Below are 19,026 nucleotides of genomic sequence, written 5' to 3' on the forward strand. Positions count from 1 at the left end.
CTCGGTTACAGGCTGTCAATGTAAGTCGATAGCGGGCCGGGCAAATGACCCCTCTTCGACGTCACTTGTCCACTCGACGGCGGTGCCGCGTCATCGAGCCGTTTGCGCCCGAAATTCCAGCGACTACCTAAGAAATGTCACCTATGTTCCGACTCGTACTACTTGGACTCAATGCGGCCCAGTGGGTGGGTGCCCTCCGTCAGGGCCTTTTCCGCCGTACGCCAGCCGGCGTCGTCGATGCCGAGCGCGTGGCGGAGGTAGGCCCAGGTGAGCCGCTGGACCAGGGCGACTCGTCCGGGGTGCTCGTCCGTCGTCTCCTTGACCTCGTAGCCGGCGATTCCGCCGAGCGAGTGCTCCGCCCCGAAGAGAGTGAGCAGGCTCTCGCCGCCGGGGCTCAGGAGGTACGGCTCGGTCATCCAGTCCGGCCCGCGAACGGTCAGCCGGTGCTTCCGTGGGGTGTCGTCCCGGTCCCCGGCGACCACGAGGGTCGGCGTGGTCAGGTGTGTGAAGTTCGGGTTCATGTACGCGAAGTGCTCGGCCGCGAACGGCGTCAGGTTGGCCCCGCCCTCTCCTGCCGTGGCGAACAGGACGCCCGCCCTGACCCGCGAGTCGGACAGGTCCGCCTCCTCCTTGGTCTCCGGATCGAGGACGCGCAGGCCCAGCAGATTGCCCGCCGTCTGGCCGCCGAAGGAGTGCCCGGCCGCGGCGATGCGGCTCCGGTCCAGGCGTCCACCGAGGCCGGGAACGGCGGCCTCCAGGAGATCGAGCCGGTCGAGCACGTGCTTGAGGTCCTCGACCCGGAGGCGCCAGATCCGGGGTGTGCGGGGATCGTCGCGAGGGATGCCCAGCGTCCTGGAGTCCAGATGGGTGGGCTGGATGACCACGAAGCCGTGAGCGGCCCAGAAGTCGGCCAAGGGGCCGTAGCCGTCCAGCGACGAGCCGGAGCCGTGCGAGAAGACGATGATCGGCAGGTCGCGCCCGGTCGTCGGCGCGGACACCTTCACTCGCAGGTCGTCGCCCCGGCCTGGCGCCGGCAGCGTAATCGGCTTCACCGAGACGATCGGCGTGGGCGCGCCGAGGCCGATGGCCGCGTCCGTGATCGCCGGGTCTGATTCGGTCATGTCGGGATCTTCTTTCGGCTGGTTCACGGCGGGCGGCCCGGCGAGCGTGCGCGGCTTGGTGCCGGGCCCGTGATCTGGCATGATGGATAAGTGGGACGTTGTCCCGTTTTCGAACATACGGGACACTGTCCCGCTTAGCAAGGCCGGTGGCGAAGGGAAGGGCGCGTGAGCGACCAGAGCGCGGGGCGTGCGGACCGGCCCAAACGGGCGGACGCGCGGCGCAACAAGGAGACCCTGCTCGACGCGGCCGCCGCGGTCTTCGTCTCCTCGGGCGTGGAGGCGCCGATACGCGACATCGCGGCCAAGGCCGGCGTCGGTACGGCCACGATCTACCGCCACTTCCCGACACGGGCGGACCTCATCATCGCCGTCTACCGGCATCAGGTGGAGGCTCTCGCCGAGGCCGGCCCCGCCCTCCTGGCGGAGGGCCCGACGCCGTACGCCGCACTGGGGCAGTGGATCGACCTCTTCGTCGACTTCCTGGTCACCAAGCACGGACTCGCCGCCGTACTGCAGTCCGACGACCCCTGCTTCGACCCCCTGCACTCCTACTTCGTCGACCGCCTCGTGCCCGTGTGCGCCCGGCTGCTCGACGCCGCGGCCGGCTCCGGCGAGATCCGCCCCGGCCAGGACGCCTACGAGCTCATGCGCGGCATCGGGGGCCTGTGCGCGGGCGCCGGCAACGGTCCCCGCTACGACGCGCGCCGGCTGGTCGGCCTCCTGATCGCAGGGTTGAAGCTCAAGTCGCTTGAGACCTCATAGTCGTTCGCGCCGGAACGACGAGAGGAGCGGCGGTGACGGTCTCAGAGCATGTCGTGCCGTCGGACGGCGTGGGCATCGCGGTACGCGACCACGGCGGAGACGGGCGTGCGGTCGTACTTCTGCACGGCGGCGGGCGGACCATGGACGACTGGGACGCGGTGGTCCCGCCGCTGGTCGCGGCCGGACGCCGGGTCGTCACCGCCGACCTGCGCGGGCACGGGCGGTCGGGGGCGGCGCTCTGGTCCTGGCCGGGCGCGGTCGGCGACCTGGCCGCGGTCATCGCCCATCGCGGGCTGGCGGCGCCGGCGGTCGTGGGCCACTCGCTCGGCGGCCTCGTGGCGGCGATCTGGGCGACGCGGCACCCGGAGTGCCCGCTCGCGGTCAATTTGGACGGGCACACCAACCCGACCGGCCCGTTCGAGGGCGTCGACGCCGCGGCCGCCCGGCGTACGATGCGCGGGTTCCTGGACGCGTCGTTGGAGCAGGCCGGGGATCCCGCGCTGACCCGCCTGATCGCGGAGTTCGACGCACTGGACCTGTTCGCCACGTACGCCGCGCCGCGCTGCCCGCTGGTCGTGGTCTCCTCCGCGCGGCCGGAGATGGAGGAGCTCCTGCCGCCCGAGGTGGCCGAGGCGTTCGGGGCGTACCGGCGCGGCTTCGCCCGGCGCCTGCGCACCGTCGCGGCGGCCACCCCGCTGCTGCGCCTGCTCGACGTCCCGACCGGCCACGACGTCCATCTGGAGGCTCCCGGCACGGTCGCCGGTCTCGTGCTGGAGGAGGGATGAGCGACACTGGGCGGCATGGACGACCTGCGGACGATCGGCCAGGTGGCGCGGCTCAGCGGCCTGTCCGTGCCGACCGTACGGTTCTACTCCGACGCCGGTCTGCTGCCGGTCGCCGCGCGGACGGCCGGCGGCCACCGGCTCTACGACCGGGAGGCACTGCGCCGGCTGGAACTGATCCGCACCCTCCGCGACCTCGGCGTCGACCTCGCCACCGTCGCGCGGATCCTCGCCGACGAGCGCGCGGTCGCCGACGTCGCCGCCCGTGAGGCCGCGGCGCTGGAGGAGCGGATCGCCGACCTGCGCGTACGCCAGGCCGTGCTCCGGTACACCGCCGCGCGGCACACGGACGCGGACGGGCTCGTACGGGCCGGTCGGCTGGCGCGGCTGTCCGGCGGGCAGCGCCGTGCGCTGGTCGCCGGGCTCGTCGCCGAGGCCACGGCCGGGCTCGAGCCGGAACCGGGCTTCGCCGCCCGGCTGCGCTCCCTGCTGCCCGAGCCACCCGACGACCCCGAGCGGATCGAGGCCTGGGTGGAGCTCGCCCACCTCGTGAGCGACCCGGATTTCCGCTCGGCCGTACGGCGGGCGCTCGAACGGCACGCGGCCGACCGGGCGACCGGCGCCGACGGCGGGGACCCGGGTGACTGGCAGGCGGCCGAGGAGGCGGTACTGGAACTGGCCGGCGGAGCGCTCGCCGACGGGCTGCCACCCGCCTCCGCGGAGGCCCGCCCCATCGTCGACCGGCTCGTCGCGGTGTTCGCCGAGGCACACCGCCGCCGCGACGACCGGGAGTTCCGCGCGTGGCTGGCCGAGCGGATCCGCATCGGCGCCGACGCCCGGGTGACGCGCTATCTGCGGCTGCTCGCGACGATCAACGGCGCGCCGGCCCGTACGGACCCGGTGCCGGCCGCGCGATGGTTCCTCGCCGCGCTCTCCGCGTAGGCGATTGACCACTGTTTCATCGTGATTTCATCGCCTCTCCTTACCGTGGTCTCGCGCGCCGGAATTCGATCGCGGAAGCAGGTCAGGGGCGATGACAGACCAGGCGTTGGACGGATATACGGTCGAGACCGCGGGACTGCGGGATTTCCGCGACGGCACTCTGACCAATGTCGCCGAAAGCCTGCCGGGTCTTCATCAGGCGATCGCGGCCGCCGGCCTTTCCGCGGACGCCTTTCCGGCCGTGGTCGCAGACGCGGCGAAGAACCGCGACGTGGCGCTCGACGGCCTGCACGACGGCGTTCAGGGAGCCCGTCGCCACGTTGACGGCCATATCGATGACATGGACACGGCGATGGCCGGCTACGGGCAGGCCGAATGGCGGTCCTGGCTCGCCTCGCAGCCGGGCGTCGCGGCGGATCCGCCTTCCTCGCCGCCGGGCACCCCGCCGCAGCCGACCGGGCAGACCCTGGACACCACGGCGGCGACCACGGTGACCTCCTCGGACTCGACCTCCGCCGAGGACATCTTCCGCCTCTACCAGAGCCTTCAGAAAGCGGCGAATCTCGTCGGACTCGGACATCTCGTCCAGCCCATCGGTGCGCTTCTTCGGAGCAACGTGCGAGACCCCGGGCAGTACCTCCAGGCGGCCGACCGGCTGGACGGCGTCACACGCACCGCGAACCGGCTGCACTCCGCCACGCTCGATGGGCTCGAACGCCTCGGTGACTCGTGGTCGGGGCGGGCGAGCGACGGCCACCAGGCCTGGACGCAGGCGACCTACCATCAGCTTCTCGGCGATATTCAGACGCAGGCCAAAAACCAGAGTGCCATGGACAGGAACAACGCGGAGACGATCCAGGCCTTCAACTGTCACACGCGAAAAGTCATCGGTATCGCCATCGCGGCGACCTTCGCCCTGCTGGTGTTCGCCCCCTTTTTCGTCGCGGGTGTTCTCTCGTTGTGGGAGGCGGAGCAGTACCTGTGGGCCGCGACCGTGGTCCTCGCCGCCTTGATCGCGTTGATCTACCTGGTGAAGTGGCTGTCGAACGTGTGGCAGAGCAATCCGTGCCCCGCCCCCGAGTACGGTTGACACGCGGAGGTCCCCGACCTGAACGCCATAGGTGACGCTGCGGGGCGGCTGGGGCCCTTCCAGGTCGCGACGCGTTTCTTCCGTGGCGCCGCTCTCGGCCGGGGGACCGCGGGCCGGCGCCTGACCGGACCGCTGACCACCGACCCCGTCCTGGTGGTGCTCATGGGGGTCCCCGGTTCCGGCAAGTCCACGGTCGCCGCGAAGTGGCGCCCGTCCCAGGTGCTCAGCCTGGACGGCTTCCGGAAGATCGTCAGCGGCGACGAGAACAACCAGGCCGCGACCGGCGAAGCCGTGCGCGCCCTGCACACCGTGCTGGACGGCAGGCTTCGCCGCCGCCTCACCACCGTCGTGGACGCCACGAACGTCGAGGCCGCCGCACGCCGCCCCCTGCTCGATCTCGCCGCCGCGCACGAGATGCCCGCCGTGGCCCTCGTGGTCGACACGCCCCTGCATCTGGCCCAGGCGCGCAACGCCACCCGGCCCGGCCCGATCGGCTCGGCACGCTGGGGACGACGCGTGCCCGCCGAGTTCGTCGACCGGCAGTACGACCGACTGCGCGCGTCGATCCCCGGCCTGCGCGCCGAGGGCTTCGCCCAGGTCATCATCCACCGCGGCTAGTACGCCGGTACGACTTCGCGATCTTGTTACGTCTCGCCCGACCAGGCCGGCAAGGCGATCACAGGACGAGGATGAGCTTGCCGCCGGGCCGGCGGGACCGGCTGAGCTCAGCCGCCTCCTGGATCTGGTCGAGCGTGTAGGTGCGGGCGACCGATACGACCAGGACGCCTTCGCCGGCCAGCCGGGCGAACTCGCCCAGCAGGTGGTAGCGCATGTCGATGCGGGTGACCCGGGTGCCCAGCTCGGCCGCGGCGGCGAAGTCCGAGACGGTGAGGACGCGGTCGGGGTCCCCGGTCAGCTCGATCAGGGTCGGCAGCGAGCCGCCGGCCGGGCTGGCCTGGTCGGCGCGGTCGACCCGGCCACCGGTCGGGGCCGTGTCCAGAGCACGGTCGACGCGGCCACCGGCCAGTGCGGCGACGCGTTCGGCCATGCCGGCGCCGTAGCCGGTCACCCGGGCGCCGATCTCTTCCAGGGCGGCGGCCCGCGCCGGCCCGGCGGTGGCGATCACCCGGACACCCCGGTGCAGCGCCAAGCGCACCGCCGCCTCACCCACGGTGGCGCCCGCGCCGTGGACGAGCAACAGCTCACCCGGCTGGACACCGAGGTCGTCGAGCGCGCGCCACGCCGTCTCGGCCGCCATCGGCAGCGCGGCGGCCTGCTCGGCGGCGACGCCCTCGGGGATGCGTGCCCAGGTCGCCATCAGCGCGTACTCGGCGGCCCCGGCCGTCGGGCCGTCGAAGGTCGCCGGGCCGAACACACGGTCGCCGATCTCGACACCGTCGACGCCCGCACCGAGCGCGTCGGCGGTGCCCGCGACCTCGAAGCCGAGCCCGCGCGGCAGCGGCGGCAACTGGTCGGCGAGGAGGCCGTCGACCGTGTGCCAGTCGGCCGGGGTCAGGCCGCACGCCCGAACGGCGATCCGGATCTGGCCGGGTCCCGGCTCCGGCTTCGGGACGTCGCGGAGCACGATCACGTCCGGGGATCCGAATCGGTCGAACTGAAGAGCCTTCATGACGATCTCCCACTGATGACAGCATCTGTTGTCATCGACCGTAGCACTGCGACGACAGCCTCTGCTGTCATAGCCTGGTGGGCATGCCAAGGTGGGAGTCCGACGCACAGGGCCGGCTCGAGCGCGCGGCGCTCGAGCTGTTCGAGACGCAGGGGTTCGAGCGCACCTCGGTCGCGCAGATCGCGCGCACCGCCGGTCTGACCGAGCGCTCCTTCTACCGCTACTTCCCCGACAAGCGGGAAGTCCTCTTCGCCGGCGATGAACTCGAGGCCCACCTCGTCGCCCAGGTCGAGGCGGCCGATCCGGGCCTCACACCGTTCGAGGCGCTCCTGACCGCGCTGGGGACCGCCGACGAGATCTTTCGCCCGCGCGAGCTCCTGCTGCGCCGCGTCAAGGTGATCGCCGCCAACCCGGCACTGGCCGAGCGCGATCTGAACAAGCTCGCCGACATCGCCGGCGCGCTGGCACGGGCGCTCGAGCGCCGCGGGGTCGAGCCCGGCGAGGCACGCTTCGTCATCGACGTGGCGATAGCGATCTCCCGGCGCGCCACGTCCCGCTGGCTGGCCGACCCGGACGCGACCCTCGCCGAGCTCGTCGCCCAGGCCGCCGCCGAGCTGCGCGAGGCGGTCGCGCCGCCGGCCCCGACGGTCCGCTGAGTCCGCCTCTCGCCGCTCAGGCGGGTACGGCGGCGGTCTCCCGGTTGAAGTGGCGGTGGGCCGCCACGGCGTCGCCGAACTCCTTGACGAAGGCGCCGTCCGGCCGGTCCGTCACCACGACGCCCAGGTCCAGGCCGCCGTCCGGGACTCGGGCGGCGGACAGCAGGTCGCGGCCCTCGCCGAGCGCGCCGATCGCCTTGTAGTGCTTGTACGCCTCGGTGAGGAAGTACACCGCACCGCCGTCCTGGGACAGCGTCCGTACCGACTCCGCGCCGCCGGGCACCACCACCGCGTCGTACAGCACCGAGTCGACCGTCGGCAGCGCACGGGTGACCTCCACGGCCGCACCGTCGGCGGACCGTACGGAACCGTCACGCGGGGCCAGCACCTCGGGCGTCGCCCCGATGTCGCGCAGCCCGTCCCGTACCGTCCCGACGTCCTCGGCGTTCACTCCGTCGGCGACCAGGATCGCGATCTTGCGGGTGGCGGGACTGTGGGCCGTGTTGGCCTGGCTCAGGGCCGGCGAGCTGCGCCCGTGGTTGTCCGTCACCGGTTTCTCCGGCGGCTCGACGCCGACCCCCTCGGCGACCGCGACGGCGAGGTCGTGGTCGACGTGGTTGAGGTTCTCCACCACGCCCTCGCGCACGTAGTGGCGGTCGACCTTGCCCAGCTCGAACCGGAACGCCGCGACGATGTGCTCCTTCTCCCAGTCCGCCATGCTGTTCCAGAACAGCGTGGCCTGCGAGTAGTGGTCGGCGAAGCTCTCGGGACGCCTGCGCGTCTTGTGGCCGGCGAGGTACTCCGGGAAGTGCGTGTACGCGTTCTCGTCCGCCAGGGCCGGGCAGCCGCCGCCGATGGAGTTCGGGTGGTAGGTCGCGCGGCTCTGCGGGATCCGCGTCTGGTGCGGCCCGTCCACCTGGTGGTTGTCGACCCGCGCGACCGGCTGGTTCACCGGCAGCTGCGTGAAGTTCGGGCCGCCGAGCCGCAGGAGCTGGGTGTCGAGGTAGGAGAACAGCCGGGCCTGGAGCAGCGGATCGTCGGTGAAGTCGATGCCCGGGACCACGTTGCCCAGGTGGAAGGCCACCTGCTCCACCTCGGCGAAGAAGTTGTCCGGGTTGCGGTCCAGCACCAGGCGGCCGACCGGCCGTACCGGGACCTCCTCCTCCGGGATGATCTTGGTCGGGTCGAGCAGGTCGAAGTCGAACCGGCCCTCCTCGCCCTCGGGCACGAGCTGGACGCCGAGCTCGTACTCCGGGTACTGGCCGGACTCGATCGCCTCCCACAGGTCGCGCCGGTTGAAGTCCGGATCCTTGCCCGCCACCTTCTGGGTCTCGTCCCAGACGAGTGAGTGGGTGCCGAGTTTCGGCTTCCAGTGGAACTTCACGAACGTGCCCTTCCCGGCCTCGTTGACCAGGCGGAAGGTGTGCACGCCGAAGCCCTGCATCATCCGGAAGCTGCGCGGCAGCGCCCGGTCCGACATCATCCACATCATCATGTGCATGGTCTCGGGCTGGAGCTGCACGAAGTCCCAGAGCGTGTCGTGGGCCGAGGACGCCTGCGGGATCTCGTTGTGCGGTTCGGGTTTCACGGCATGGACGAAGTCGGGGAACTTGATCCCGTCCTGGATGAAGAAGACGGGGATGTTGTTGCCGACCAGGTCGAAGTTGCCCTCCTTCGTGTAGAACCGGGTGGCGAATCCGCGCACGTCCCGCACGGTGTCGGAGGATCCGCGCGACCCGGCGACCGTCGAGAAGCGCACGAACGCCGGCGTGCTCGCCGAGGTGTCGCACAAGAACCGCGCGCGCGTGTACTCACCGAGCGACTCATAGAGCTCGAAGTGCCCGTACGCCCCCGCGCCCCGGGCGTGCACGACCCGCTCCGGGATGCGCTCATGGTCGAAATGGGTGATCTTCTCGCGGAAGTGGAAGTCCTCCATCAGCGTCGGCCCGCGTTCACCCACCGTCAGGGAGTTGTCGGTCTCGCCGATCGGAATCCCCAGATCCGTGGTCATCTCGGAGGCGCACGGATCGACCCGGTAGGCGTCGAGCTGCCGTTGCTTGTCATCCGGAGATGTCATGTCTTTCCCCCCGTCGAATCCGCCCGGGGCCGGGGCGGCGAACGGTCTGGGCCCCTCACTCCCAGACTAAGCCGCAGGTCACGGCCGGTTAAGGGGGGTGAGGGGCCCGGAAGCCGCGCTCAGGCGTGCAGGGCCGCGTGCACCATCGCCATGATGTCGGCGGCCATCAGCACGCCCAGCCCGGCCATCCCCAGGCGGTTGTCGCTCCGGGGGAACATCGCGACGAGCAGGGCCACGCCGCAGACCGTGACGGCCACGACGCAGATGGCAAGAGTGGACATGGAGACGTCTCCACGTGGAATCGGCGGACGGCGGAAGACACACCGTCCGTGCGTGACACGGGTCCCGTACGGACACCGCGGGCGCGAACCGGCCCGGCCGGACGGTCCTCCCACGACCGCCCCGCCCGAAGGCCCGTCCTCACAGCTCCGCGGTGAGAGGGCCCTGGACCGGTGGGGAGGCCGGGGGAGCCCGGCCGCCGCGCGGCGGGCGGCCCGGGGCTCCTCGCGCCGCGCGCGCCGGGATCCGGCGGAGCCGGCGGCCGAGCAGCAGGATGACGAGCAGCGCGGACGGCACCGCCGCGGCGTCCGCCCGAGGCGCACCGAGCCGGGGCTGGGCGTGGAGATCGAGAACGGCCTGCGGGCCGGGAACGCCGGACGCGGCGGTCACCATCGGGTGCCCGCCGCCCGCTCCGGCGCCCATCTGCGCGGCGCCGCTCAGCCCGAGCGCGAGAGCCAGCGCGACCAGCAGGCAGGCCAGCGGCGACCTGCGCGTGCGGTCGGCGGCCGGCATGAAACCTCCTGGTCGGTGGCCTTCGAAACTACTCCATACCCCGCCTACCGGGGGTCCGGAACGGTTCGGTGATCACTGCGCGTCAGGCGAACGTGTGACGGCGTACGTGGACGGCCTGGAGCAGGCCCAGCGCGACCATGTTGGCGAGCGTCGCCGATCCGCCGTACGACAGGTAGGGCAGGGGTACGCCGGTGATCGGCATCAGGCCGAGGCACATGCCGATGTTCTCGAAGGCCTGGAAGCCCAGCCAGCACGCGACACCCGACGCCAGCAGGACGCCGAAGCTGTTCTCGCAGTTGATCGCGATGCGCAGCGCACGCCACACCACCAGGCCGAGCAGCGCCACGATCAGCGCGGACCCGATGAAGCCGAGTTCCTCCCCGGCCACGGTGAAGATGAAGTCGGTGTGCTGTTCGGGCACGAAGTGACCCGCGGTCTGCTGCCCGCGGAACAGGCCGCGGCCGAACACGCCGCCCGAGCCCACCGCGATCCGTGCCTGCGCGGCGTTGTAGCCGACGCCCTTCGGGTCTGCGGCCGGGTAGGCGAAGGCGATGAACCGGTCGACCTGGTACGGCTTGAGCACGTGCAGCTGCCAGCCGGCGACGGCCGCCGCCACCGCGCCGCCGGACAGCGCGAACAGCCAGCGCCGGGACACCCCGGACACCGCCACCATCGCCAGGATCAGCACGCCGAGGACCATCGTCGTGCCGAGGTCCGGCTGCATGACGATCAGGCCGACGACCACTCCCGCGAGCAGGAGGGAGGCGAGCAGGTCACCGGCGCCGGGTTCGGTGTGGCCGTCGCGCGGCTCGCCGAGCAGGACCGCGAGCACCATCACCAGCCCGACCTTGCCGAACTCGGCCGGCTGGAGCTGGAAGCCGCCGCCCACCTCGATCCACGAGTGGTGGCCCTTGATCGTCGAGCCGAGCGGGGTGAGCACCGCGACGAGCCCGATGCAGGAGGCGACGTAGAGCACCGGCGCGTACGCGCGGACCAGCCGGTAGTCCAGCATGGACACCGCGAGGGCCAGCATCAGGCCGACCGCCACGGTCAGCAGGTGCTTCTTCAGGTAGCTCTCCGGGTCGCGGCCGGCCTGGACGAGGCCGGGCCGGGTCGCCGACCAGACGAGCAGCGTGCCCAGCCAGGTCAGCCCGAGGACGGCGCCCAGCAGCACCCAGTCGAGGCGCCGGAAAATCGACCCGCGGCCGATCGCGCGTCTTATCGGCGAACGCCGGAAGGTGGACAGCGAACCGCCGTATCCAGCGGACATGCAGGGTGCCTACCCGGCCCGGCGACGGCCGCCGCCCCGGTTTCCTCCCATTCACGCAATCGTTTGACAAGCCCGGTGAACTGCGGTTTCACTGAAAACGGCGCCTCATCGCGAGGCGTGACGCATGTCTGAGGAGGTGAGACGGAGTTGAGTTCCTGTCATCCCGGCCGGTGTCCCACCGGCGACGATCCGTCGCACCCGGCATGCGCCGTCGCTGACGCGTGACGGGTCCGGCGCCGCGCCCTCCGGCGCGGAGACGGGAGGTCCGTCATGACCATCGTTATCAGCATCCCCGGCGACCTCGCCGCGGTGATGCGCGCACTGTTCCCGCTCCTCGAGCCGATCGCGCTGGCGATCGCCGGCGCCTGCGGAGCGGGCGTACTCACGCAGTTCGGGCTGGACCTCGGGTTCCGGCTCGCCCGGCGCGCGCTGCGCGTCTGAGCGGGCGGGTCACGACTCCGGGCGGCGCTTGCCGAACGTGGCCGAGCGCAGGCCCGGAGCCAGCCCGTCCAGGTCCGCGTCCGGCCACTTCTGCCGGAGCGCGCGTACCAGCGCGATGACCATCCCCCGGCCGCCGATGCCGGGGGAGGTCTTGCCGGAGTGGCGGGCCCACAGGTCGTTGACGATGTCGAGGTAGGCCTCTGACGGCGGCACGCAGGCGGCCTCGCGGAGGAGGTCGACCGTCGTCGCGACCGGCAGCGAGCGGGCGTCCTCACGCAGCCGGAGCAGGACCAGCCGGCCCAGTGCCGGGAACGCCGGCAGGGCCTCGAAACAGGGTGCGTAGTGTTCCACGCGTTCCCACGCCGGCGCCTCTTTGGTGTGGTCCAGCAGCGAGAGCAGGTACGCGGGCAGGATCGCGCCGTCCTCGCCCCGGCGCCAGCGGAGCTGCTCGCCCATCGCCCGCAGGTACGGCACGGCCTGGAGCAGCAGCATCCCCGTGTGCCAGTTCGGCAGGAACGCCAGCTCCCGGATCGACAGGCCGAGGTAGCTCGACGCCGGCACGGCGAGGTCGCAGGTCTTCGGGTCGTGCGACAGGAGCACGTCGTAGTCGGTGGTGTCGGTCACCGCGCCGGGCGGCACGATGACGAACGTCTCCAGCAGGCGCGCGGGGGAGCCGTCCTCGCGGGTCAGGGTGACGTCGACACCCACCTCGCCGCGGCTCACCCGGCCCCGTACGGTGTTCACCAGGCCGCTCCACTCCGACGGGGTCAGCTGGCCCTTCCACAGGTGGCCGTGCTCGACCCAGCGTTCGACGGCGGCGCCCGCGAACATCGCGCGTACCCCGATGCCCTCGGCGGACAGCAGCACGAGCAGGACCGTCAGGTTCGCGGAGTAGGCGGCCAGGCGGCGCGTGAGCGGGTGACGCGCCGGCTCGTACGCCGCGTAGGACCGGCTCGGATGGGTGTACAGCGCGCCGTCGAGCACTTGGAGCAGCAGCTCGCGATAGCCGTCACGGGTCTCGTCGGGAAGCCCGTGGAAGATCGCGGCGAGGAAGTCGGTCACGGGCGCCCGCTCGGCCACGCACGCGAACGACAGGACCGCGAACAGGAAGCCGTCGTCGAGCCGCCCGGCGGCCGCGGTCGGCCGGTCGCGGACCAGGTCGTGCACTGCCACGAGGTCCCCGAGCGTCCGGTTGGTCAGCCAGGCGACCAGGAACTCCCCGAACGTCGTGTGCAGGAACTCGTACGTGCGGGTGCGGTGGCCGCGGGCATGCGCCTCGGACCGGTGGATGAAGAAGAACCGGCCGATCGCCCGCTGGGCCAGGCTGAGCGCCGCCTCGTCGCCGGGATCGACGGCGTCCGGCTCCGGGCGCAGGAGCGCCAGGTCGCGGTCGAGTTCGGCGTCGGTGATGCTCTGGCGGCCGCGCGCGAACATGCCGAGCGCGACCATCGCCAGCCGGTCCAGCTCGTTCTCGGCGAGCTTGCGCTGCGCGGACGCCGACAGCGACTGGTTGCCGGGATACTTGCGGATCTCCCGGAGCGCGAAGTCCATCAGCAGCGCCTCGTACAGCTCGGCCTGGCCGAGGCCGGCGTCGCGGGTCACCAGGGCGTTCTCGGTCGCGTCGAAGATCGCGAGCATGAGCAGGAGCAGCGGCTGGCAGGCCAGCTCGCGGTGCGCCAGCGCGGCCTCGGGGGTCAGCGGGCGCAGGTCGCGCGCCCGCAGCAGGTCGGCGTTGTGCCGCCGCCAGACCTCCAGCCACTGCCGCACCTGGGCGTCGGTGAACGGCTGGAGCTGGAGCGCGATGCTGCCCGCCGGGTACCGCACCCGGTCGGCGACGACCGTACGGCTCGTGACGAGCACGACCACGGGACGGCCCAGCGCGAGCTGCCGCCGCTGGAAGTCGCGCACCTGCTCCAGGTAGTCGTAGCGGTTGACCCCGGCGGCCTGCAGGAGCTCGTCGAAGCCGTCGAGCATCACCACCGGCAGCGCTCCGGCGGCCGCGTCGAGCAGGTCCTGGAAGGAGACGCGCTCGCCCGCCTGCCGGAAGATCGCCTGCTCGATCTGCTCCTGGATCAGCGACTCGGCCTCGACGTCGCGCAGCTCGACGCGGATCGGCAGGAAGTCCTGCTCGGGCAGGCGGGCGGCGAGGACCTCGGTGAGCTTGGACTTGCCGGAGCCGGGCTCGCCGAGCACCACGAGCGGCACCCGCACCGCGCGCGGCAGCGTGAGGTACCCGGCGAGGAACCTCTCGACGTACGGCACCGGCTCGTGGGCGTCCCACCACTCCTGCCCGGACGGCGTGTCGCCCGGACCCACCTCGGCCGCCTTGCAGCGCGGGCTGATGTACGCCTCGCCGAGCGGAGGCAACGAGACCCACTCCGGGGCGTGCCCGGTGGTCACGACCGGTTCGGCGAGTGCGGCGCGGTAGGCGCGGATCAGGTGGCTGCGCGGCCGGTCGCCGGCCTGCCGGCCCGCCATCTCGCCGAGCAGCCGGCCCACCTCGGCCAGGCCCGCGCTCAGCCCGGACGCCTCGGTGAAGCTGGCCCACACCTCGAACTCGCGGTTGTCGGAGGCCAGCCGGCGGAACGCGTCGTCGTACGCGCTGAGCGCCTGCGGCGGCATGCGGCGCACGGCGTCCAGCACGCGGGTGCGCTCGCGCCCGGCCAGGGCGCTCCACTCCGGCGCGGCGCGCAGCAGCGTCGTGAGACGGCGTGACATCAGGTCGTAGACGCCCTCGATGGCCTCGCGCGTGCGGGCGTACGGCACGTGCGGCTCGGGCATCGGCAGCCGGTCGCTGAGCAGCCCGTCGATCAGGTCGACGTACCCCTTGGACGGGCTCTCGTCCGGCGCGAGCCGCTCACCGGCCGCGACGGCGAGCCGGTCCGGCGTGAGCGGCAGCTCCGTACGGTCCAGCGTCTCGAAGTAGGACGAGACCACGAGCACGGCGTGCGCGGCGGCGAGCCGCTGGGTGCGGTCGTACCGGGACAGGCCGTTGCGGCGCTCGGAGATCCGGCGCATCGACTCGTGCCCGAACCGGACCACCTCGTCCTTGAGGTCGAACAGGTTCATCGGCGCGGACGCGTCGCCGCCCATCGTCCACGCGGTCGCCGCCCAGGTCGCAAGGCCCGCCGACATCACGCCGTCGAGGAGGCTGACGAGTCGGCTCTGGCGATCACCAAGGATTCTCAGCGCGTCGACATAGGTCAACGACTCTGACACATCGGCTCCACACGGCTTTTCGGGGAAGTGGCGGTGCGTTTCATCATCGCCCATTTACGTGCCCGTGGAACAGCGCGGCGTGTCCGCGGGCGCCTTTCCGGCGGCCCTTACGGCTCATTCGACGAGCGCGGGCCGATCGGGGTGGTCCATGCGGACGACCAGATCGGCGGTTCCGGCCGGGTCGGCCTCGCGTTCGTACCGCTCGTAGGCCGGCAGCGTCCACGCTTCGTCGGCCGCGACCTTGCGCCGCAGCGCCGCCGGGGAGAGCCACAGATGCGCCGTCAGGTCGAACGGGAGGCCGCGGCCGAGCAGCAGCGCGCCGTACACCAGCACCACCCCGCCCGGCGGCAGCGTGACGTACGCGGCCCGCACCGCACGGTCGGTCTCGCTGTCCCACAGGGCGGGCAGCACCCGGCCCGTGCCGCCAGGCCCGAGCGGACCGAGGACCTCCCGGTCCAGCGCCCCCACGTCGAGCCAGTCGTCGTAGAAGACGTCCGGATCGGTACGGCCGTGCTCGAAGCGCAGCGACGCCGGGCGCAGGAAGTCACGCGCGGAGACGCGCACGACCGCCCGGCCGCGCAGCCGCAGCGGCCCGGCCAGCGCGTCGGCGAGCTCGTCCGGCCGCGCGGGCGGCGGACCATCGACGGCGACCCGCACCCAGGGCGTCCCGGCGGACGCGACACGGTCGGCGATCTCCTCGATCAGGAGCGGAGGGGTGATCGGCCGGATGCGCACCCCGCCATCCTGCCCGCCGACCCGGGTACGGCTGGGTAGGTACCCCGGGTGAGGAGTCTCGGGAAGAGGTGAGACCGATGTCGATCCAGTTGAACCACACCATCGTCGCGGCCCGCGACAAGGCGGCCTCCGCGGAGTTCACGGCCCGCGTCCTGGGCCTGGAGGTCGGGGCGCCGTTCGGCCCGTTCCTGCCGGTCCAGACGGCCAACGGGGTCACGCTGGACTTCATGGAGGCCGAACCGGACCGGATCGTGCCGCAGCACTACGCGTTCCTGGTGTCGGACGAGGAGTTCGACGCGATCTTCGGGCGCATCCAGGACGCCGGCATCCACTACTACGCCGACCCCGCCCACCACGAGGAGGGAAGCATCAACCACCGCGACGGCGGCCGAGGCGCGTACTTCGACGACCCGAACGGCCACAACCTGGAGATCCTCACCCGCCCGTACGGCAGCGGCGGCTGATCGGCCTCAGATCACCCCTCATCTAGGCCGCCTGGCCGCCGCGGCGGCGGGTCAGTTCCTGGCCTATGGCGAACAGCAGCCAGCCGAACGCCGTCGCGTCGTCGATCACGCCGACCGGCAGCAGGAAGTCGGGGATGATGTCGATCGGGGACACGATGTAGATCACCGCGATGACCATCGCGATGATCTTGCCCTTGCTCGTGCGGTACACCCGGTCCCGGTGGCCGGCGACCCGCTGCCGGCTGCCGCGGCGCAGGCGCAGCAGGCCTGCGATGAGGATCAGGGCGCCGAGGATCATCACGATGACGCCGACCGTGCCGACGCCGACGCCCCCGACGTCACCGTGGACGGCGAAGGCCAGCACCGCGCCGACGAGAAGCGCGAGAACGCCGGGAAGGATCATGCGATCTCCTCCGTACTCGGGGGCTCCACGCGGAGTATGTCCCGCCTAGCCGTTTTCATTCCGGTTGGATTCGCGCGGGACGGTCGGGGTTCCCCTCTCCGCCGTCCCGCGAGAGCCTGGGGCCACGTAGTTTCGGACCGAACGCGTGTTTTGGAGCTGACATGACCCTGGACCTGGCATCGATTCGCGCAGCGTACCCGGCCCTGCGCGATGGCTACGCCTACCTGGACGGAGCGGCGGGCACACAGGTCCCCGAGTCGGTGATCTCCGCGATCGCGGGCGCGTACGAGGGCGGTGTCGGCAACGTCGGCGGCGCGTTCCCGGCCAGCGACCGCTCCGGCGCCATCGTCGAGGACGCCCGCCGGGCCGTCGCCGACCTGGTCGGCGGTGATCCGCGCGGAGTCGTGCTGGGGCCCAACATGACCACACTGACCTACCGCTTCTCGTACGCGCTCTCCCGTACCTGGCGTCCCGGCGACGAGATCGTGCTGTCCCGCCTGGACCACGACGCGAACGTACGGCCCTGGGTGCAGGCGGCCGAGCGCGCCGGCGCCACCGTCCGCTGGGCCGAGGTCGACCTGCCCGCCGGCGAACTGCCCGCCGAGCAGTACGACACCCTCCTCGGCGACCGCACCCGGCTCGTCGCGGTCACCGCCGCCAGCAACATCCTCGGCACCATGCCCGACGTCGCGGCGATCACCAAGCGTGCCCACGACGCCGGCGCGCTCACCTACGTCGACGGCGTGCACGCCACGCCGCACACCCCGATCGACGTGTCCGCGCTCGGCGCCGACTTCTACGCGACCAGCGCCTACAAGTGGTCCGGCCCGCACATCGGCACGGTCGTCGCCGCGCCGTCGCTGCTGGAGACCGTCCAGCCCGACAAGCTCGCCTCCTCGACCACCGAGGTGCCCGAACGCTTCGAGACCGGCACCGCGCCGTTCGCCGACCTCGCGGGCGTGACCGCCGCCGTCGACCACCTGGCCGGACTCGGCTCCGACGCCACCGGCACGCGGCGGCAGCGGATCCTGGCCTCGATGACCGCGGTGGAGGCGCACGAACAGGCCGAGCTCGCCCACCTGCTCGACGGGCTCGCCGCCATCCCCGGAGTACGGCTCATCGGCGCTCCCCGGCGGCGTACCGCCACCGTCTACTTCACCGTCGGCGGGCACACGCCGCGCGCGGTCGCCGAGCACCTCGCCTCGCGCCGGGTGAACGTCTGGAACGGGCACAACTACGCGTGGGAGCTCACCGCGGCCCTCGGCATTCGCGACCAGGGCGGCGCCGTACGCGCCGGGCTCGTGCACTACAACGACCGGTCCGACGTCGAACGGCTGCTGGCGGCCGTATCAGAATTGCGTTGAGCACCATCCGACAGCGGGCAGTGAGGACACCGTATGACGTACACCGTCGATTCCGGCCATCTGGAGCGCGCCCGTGCGCTGCTCGCCGGCCACCCCGTGGTTGACGGGCACAACGACCTTCCGTGGGCGCTGCGCGAGCAGTCCGGATACGACCTCGACGCGTGCGACATCGCCATCGACCAGACGGGACGACTGCACACCGACCTCGCCCGCCTGCGCGCGGGCGGGGTGGGTGCGCAGTTCTGGTCCGTGTACGTGCCCGCGGAGCTGGGGGGCGGCCACGCGGTCAGCGCGACGCTGGAGCAGATCGACTGCGTCCGCGCCCTCGCCGCGCGCTACCCGGACCACCTGCGCATCGCCCTGACCGCCGACGACGTCGAGGCGGCATGGGCGGACGGCCGGATCGCGTCGCTGATGGGCGCCGAGGGCGGCCACTCGATCGACAACTCACTGGCCACACTGCGCGCCCTGTACGCGCTGGGCGTCCGTTACATGACGCTTACGCACAACGACAACGTGCCCTGGGCGGACTCGGCCACCGACGAGCCGGCCGCGAACGGCCTCACCCGCTTCGGCGAGGAGGTCGTCCGCGAGATGAACCGGCTGGGCATGCTCGTCGACCTCTCCCACGTGGCCCCCGACACGATGCGGGACGCCCTCCGGGTCAGCCGGGCACCGGTGATCTTCTCGCACTCGTCCTCGCGCGCCGTCTGCGACCACCCGCGCAACATCCCCGACGACGTCCTGACGTCCCTGGCGGCCAACGGCGGGGTCGCGATGGCGACGTTCGTGCCGAAGTTCGTGCTGCCCGAGGCCATCGACTGGACCAAGGCCGCCGACGAGCACGTCGAGGCGGCCGGCTTCCACCGCTTCGACACCAGTCCGGAGGCCACCAAGGTGCGCACGGAGTTCGAGACCGCCAACCCGCGGCCGGTCGCGACCCCGGCGACGGTCGCCGACCACCTCGACCACATGCGCGAGGTGGCCGGCATCGACCACCTCGGCATCGGCGGCGACTTCGACGGCACCCCGTTCACCCCGGACGGCCTGTCCGACGTGGCCGCATACCCGAACCTGATCGCCGAACTGCTCGGCCGGGGGTGGTCCGAGCCGGACCTGGCCAAGCTCACCTGGGGCAACGCCGTACGCGTCCTGCGCGCCGCCGAGGACACCGCCCGCGACCTGAGCCGTACGGAGACGCCGTCGATCGCGACGATCGAACAACTGGACGGCTGAGGGGAACCCGATTCGCGGGTACGGCGTCCGAATTAAATACGT

Annotated in this window: 19 protein-coding genes; 10 read left to right on the forward strand and 9 right to left on the reverse strand. The window is 72.0% G+C overall.

The features are described from left to right. Positions 1 to 158 precede the first annotated feature (158 nt). Positions 159 to 1,121, reverse strand: coding sequence for an alpha/beta hydrolase family protein (locus QSK37_RS28395; RefSeq protein ID WP_285626981.1), 963 nt, complete (start codon positions 1,119 to 1,121; stop codon positions 159 to 161). 165 nt (positions 1,122 to 1,286) lie between these two features. Between QSK37_RS28395 and QSK37_RS28400 the strand changes: the two genes are divergently transcribed. The 5 genes from QSK37_RS28400 to QSK37_RS28420 all read left to right on the forward strand — a co-directional run bounded on the left by QSK37_RS28400 (position 1,287) and on the right by QSK37_RS28420 (position 5,315). Then, positions 1,287 to 1,883, forward strand: coding sequence for a TetR/AcrR family transcriptional regulator (locus QSK37_RS28400; protein ID WP_285626984.1), 597 nt, complete (start codon positions 1,287 to 1,289; stop codon positions 1,881 to 1,883). A gap of 32 nt (positions 1,884 to 1,915) precedes the next feature. After that, positions 1,916 to 2,668: an alpha/beta fold hydrolase gene (locus tag QSK37_RS28405; protein WP_285626986.1), complete on the forward strand. Its 753-nt coding sequence runs from the start codon at positions 1,916 to 1,918 to the stop codon at positions 2,666 to 2,668. 15 nt (positions 2,669 to 2,683) lie between these two features. After that, positions 2,684 to 3,607, forward strand: coding sequence for a MerR family transcriptional regulator (locus QSK37_RS28410; RefSeq protein ID WP_285626989.1), 924 nt, complete (start codon positions 2,684 to 2,686; stop codon positions 3,605 to 3,607). Positions 3,608 to 3,698: 91 nt separating this feature from the next. After that, on the forward strand, positions 3,699 to 4,697 hold the full coding sequence (locus tag QSK37_RS28415) for a hypothetical protein (RefSeq protein WP_285626992.1): 999 nt from the start codon (positions 3,699 to 3,701) through the stop codon (positions 4,695 to 4,697). A 150-nt stretch (positions 4,698 to 4,847) separates the two neighbouring features. After that, a complete protein-coding gene (locus QSK37_RS28420; protein ID WP_285627576.1) occupies positions 4,848 to 5,315 on the forward strand; it encodes an AAA family ATPase in 468 nt (155 codons plus the stop codon). A 58-nt stretch (positions 5,316 to 5,373) separates the two neighbouring features. Here the strand turns inward: QSK37_RS28420 and QSK37_RS28425 are convergent, their stop codons facing one another. After that, on the reverse strand, positions 5,374 to 6,327 hold the full coding sequence (locus QSK37_RS28425) for an NADP-dependent oxidoreductase (protein WP_285626994.1): 954 nt from the start codon (positions 6,325 to 6,327) through the stop codon (positions 5,374 to 5,376). An 83-nt stretch (positions 6,328 to 6,410) separates the two neighbouring features. Here QSK37_RS28425 and QSK37_RS28430 point away from each other — a divergent pair, with 83 nt between their 5' ends. Further along, complete coding sequence (locus QSK37_RS28430; RefSeq protein WP_285626997.1) at positions 6,411 to 6,983, forward strand: TetR/AcrR family transcriptional regulator; 573 nt, start codon at positions 6,411 to 6,413, stop codon at positions 6,981 to 6,983. A 16-nt stretch (positions 6,984 to 6,999) separates the two neighbouring features. Here QSK37_RS28430 and QSK37_RS28435 read toward each other — a convergent pair whose 3' ends face one another. The 4 genes from QSK37_RS28435 to rodA form a co-directional block, all read right to left on the reverse strand. Continuing rightward, positions 7,000 to 9,060, reverse strand: a complete 2,061-nt coding sequence (locus tag QSK37_RS28435; protein ID WP_285626999.1) for a catalase — start codon at positions 9,058 to 9,060, stop codon at positions 7,000 to 7,002. A 119-nt stretch (positions 9,061 to 9,179) separates the two neighbouring features. Continuing rightward, entirely contained in the window at positions 9,180 to 9,341 is a 162-nt protein-coding gene (locus QSK37_RS28440) for a hypothetical protein (protein WP_285627001.1), read from the reverse strand. Positions 9,342 to 9,480: 139 nt separating this feature from the next. Then, positions 9,481 to 9,852, reverse strand: coding sequence for a hypothetical protein (locus QSK37_RS28445; RefSeq protein WP_285627004.1), 372 nt, complete (start codon positions 9,850 to 9,852; stop codon positions 9,481 to 9,483). Between the two features lie 82 nt (positions 9,853 to 9,934). Further along, positions 9,935 to 11,122: a rod shape-determining protein RodA gene (gene rodA / locus QSK37_RS28450; protein ID WP_285627007.1), complete on the reverse strand. Its 1,188-nt coding sequence runs from the start codon at positions 11,120 to 11,122 to the stop codon at positions 9,935 to 9,937. 270 nt (positions 11,123 to 11,392) lie between these two features. Between rodA and QSK37_RS28455 the strand changes: the two genes are divergently transcribed. Then, positions 11,393 to 11,563, forward strand: coding sequence for a hypothetical protein (locus tag QSK37_RS28455; protein WP_285627010.1), 171 nt, complete (start codon positions 11,393 to 11,395; stop codon positions 11,561 to 11,563). A gap of 9 nt (positions 11,564 to 11,572) precedes the next feature. Here the strand turns inward: QSK37_RS28455 and QSK37_RS28460 are convergent, their stop codons facing one another. Then, positions 11,573 to 14,782, reverse strand: a complete 3,210-nt coding sequence (locus QSK37_RS28460; RefSeq protein WP_285627013.1) for an NACHT domain-containing protein — start codon at positions 14,780 to 14,782, stop codon at positions 11,573 to 11,575. Positions 14,783 to 14,896: 114 nt separating this feature from the next. Beyond that, positions 14,897 to 15,517 carry a nucleoside/nucleotide kinase family protein gene (locus tag QSK37_RS28465; RefSeq protein ID WP_285627016.1) on the reverse strand — a complete coding sequence of 207 codons (621 nt, stop codon included), beginning with the start codon at positions 15,515 to 15,517 and terminating at the stop codon, positions 14,897 to 14,899. A 77-nt stretch (positions 15,518 to 15,594) separates the two neighbouring features. On the opposite strand from QSK37_RS28465, the gene QSK37_RS28470 reads away from it, so the two are divergent. Next, on the forward strand, positions 15,595 to 15,981 hold the full coding sequence (locus QSK37_RS28470; RefSeq protein ID WP_285627019.1) for a VOC family protein: 387 nt from the start codon (positions 15,595 to 15,597) through the stop codon (positions 15,979 to 15,981). 22 nt (positions 15,982 to 16,003) lie between these two features. Here QSK37_RS28470 and QSK37_RS28475 read toward each other — a convergent pair whose 3' ends face one another. Then, positions 16,004 to 16,384 (reverse strand): YkvA family protein, encoded by a 381-nt coding sequence (locus QSK37_RS28475; protein WP_285583709.1) that lies wholly within the window; start codon positions 16,382 to 16,384, stop codon positions 16,004 to 16,006. Between the two features lie 161 nt (positions 16,385 to 16,545). Here QSK37_RS28475 and QSK37_RS28480 point away from each other — a divergent pair, with 161 nt between their 5' ends. Together QSK37_RS28480 and QSK37_RS28485 are read left to right on the forward strand one after the other, a co-directional pair. Beyond that, positions 16,546 to 17,748, forward strand: coding sequence for a cysteine desulfurase-like protein (locus QSK37_RS28480; RefSeq protein WP_285627024.1), 1,203 nt, complete (start codon positions 16,546 to 16,548; stop codon positions 17,746 to 17,748). Positions 17,749 to 17,781: 33 nt separating this feature from the next. Continuing rightward, the gene (locus tag QSK37_RS28485) at positions 17,782 to 18,984 is read left to right on the forward strand and encodes a dipeptidase (protein WP_285627027.1); all 1,203 of its coding nucleotides are present in this window, start codon (positions 17,782 to 17,784) and stop codon (positions 18,982 to 18,984) included. Positions 18,985 to 19,026 lie beyond the last annotated feature (42 nt).

Source organism: Actinoallomurus iriomotensis, from assembly GCF_030269445.1.
In the GTDB taxonomy this organism is placed as follows: Bacteria; Actinomycetota; Actinomycetes; order Streptosporangiales; family Streptosporangiaceae; genus Actinoallomurus; species Actinoallomurus iriomotensis.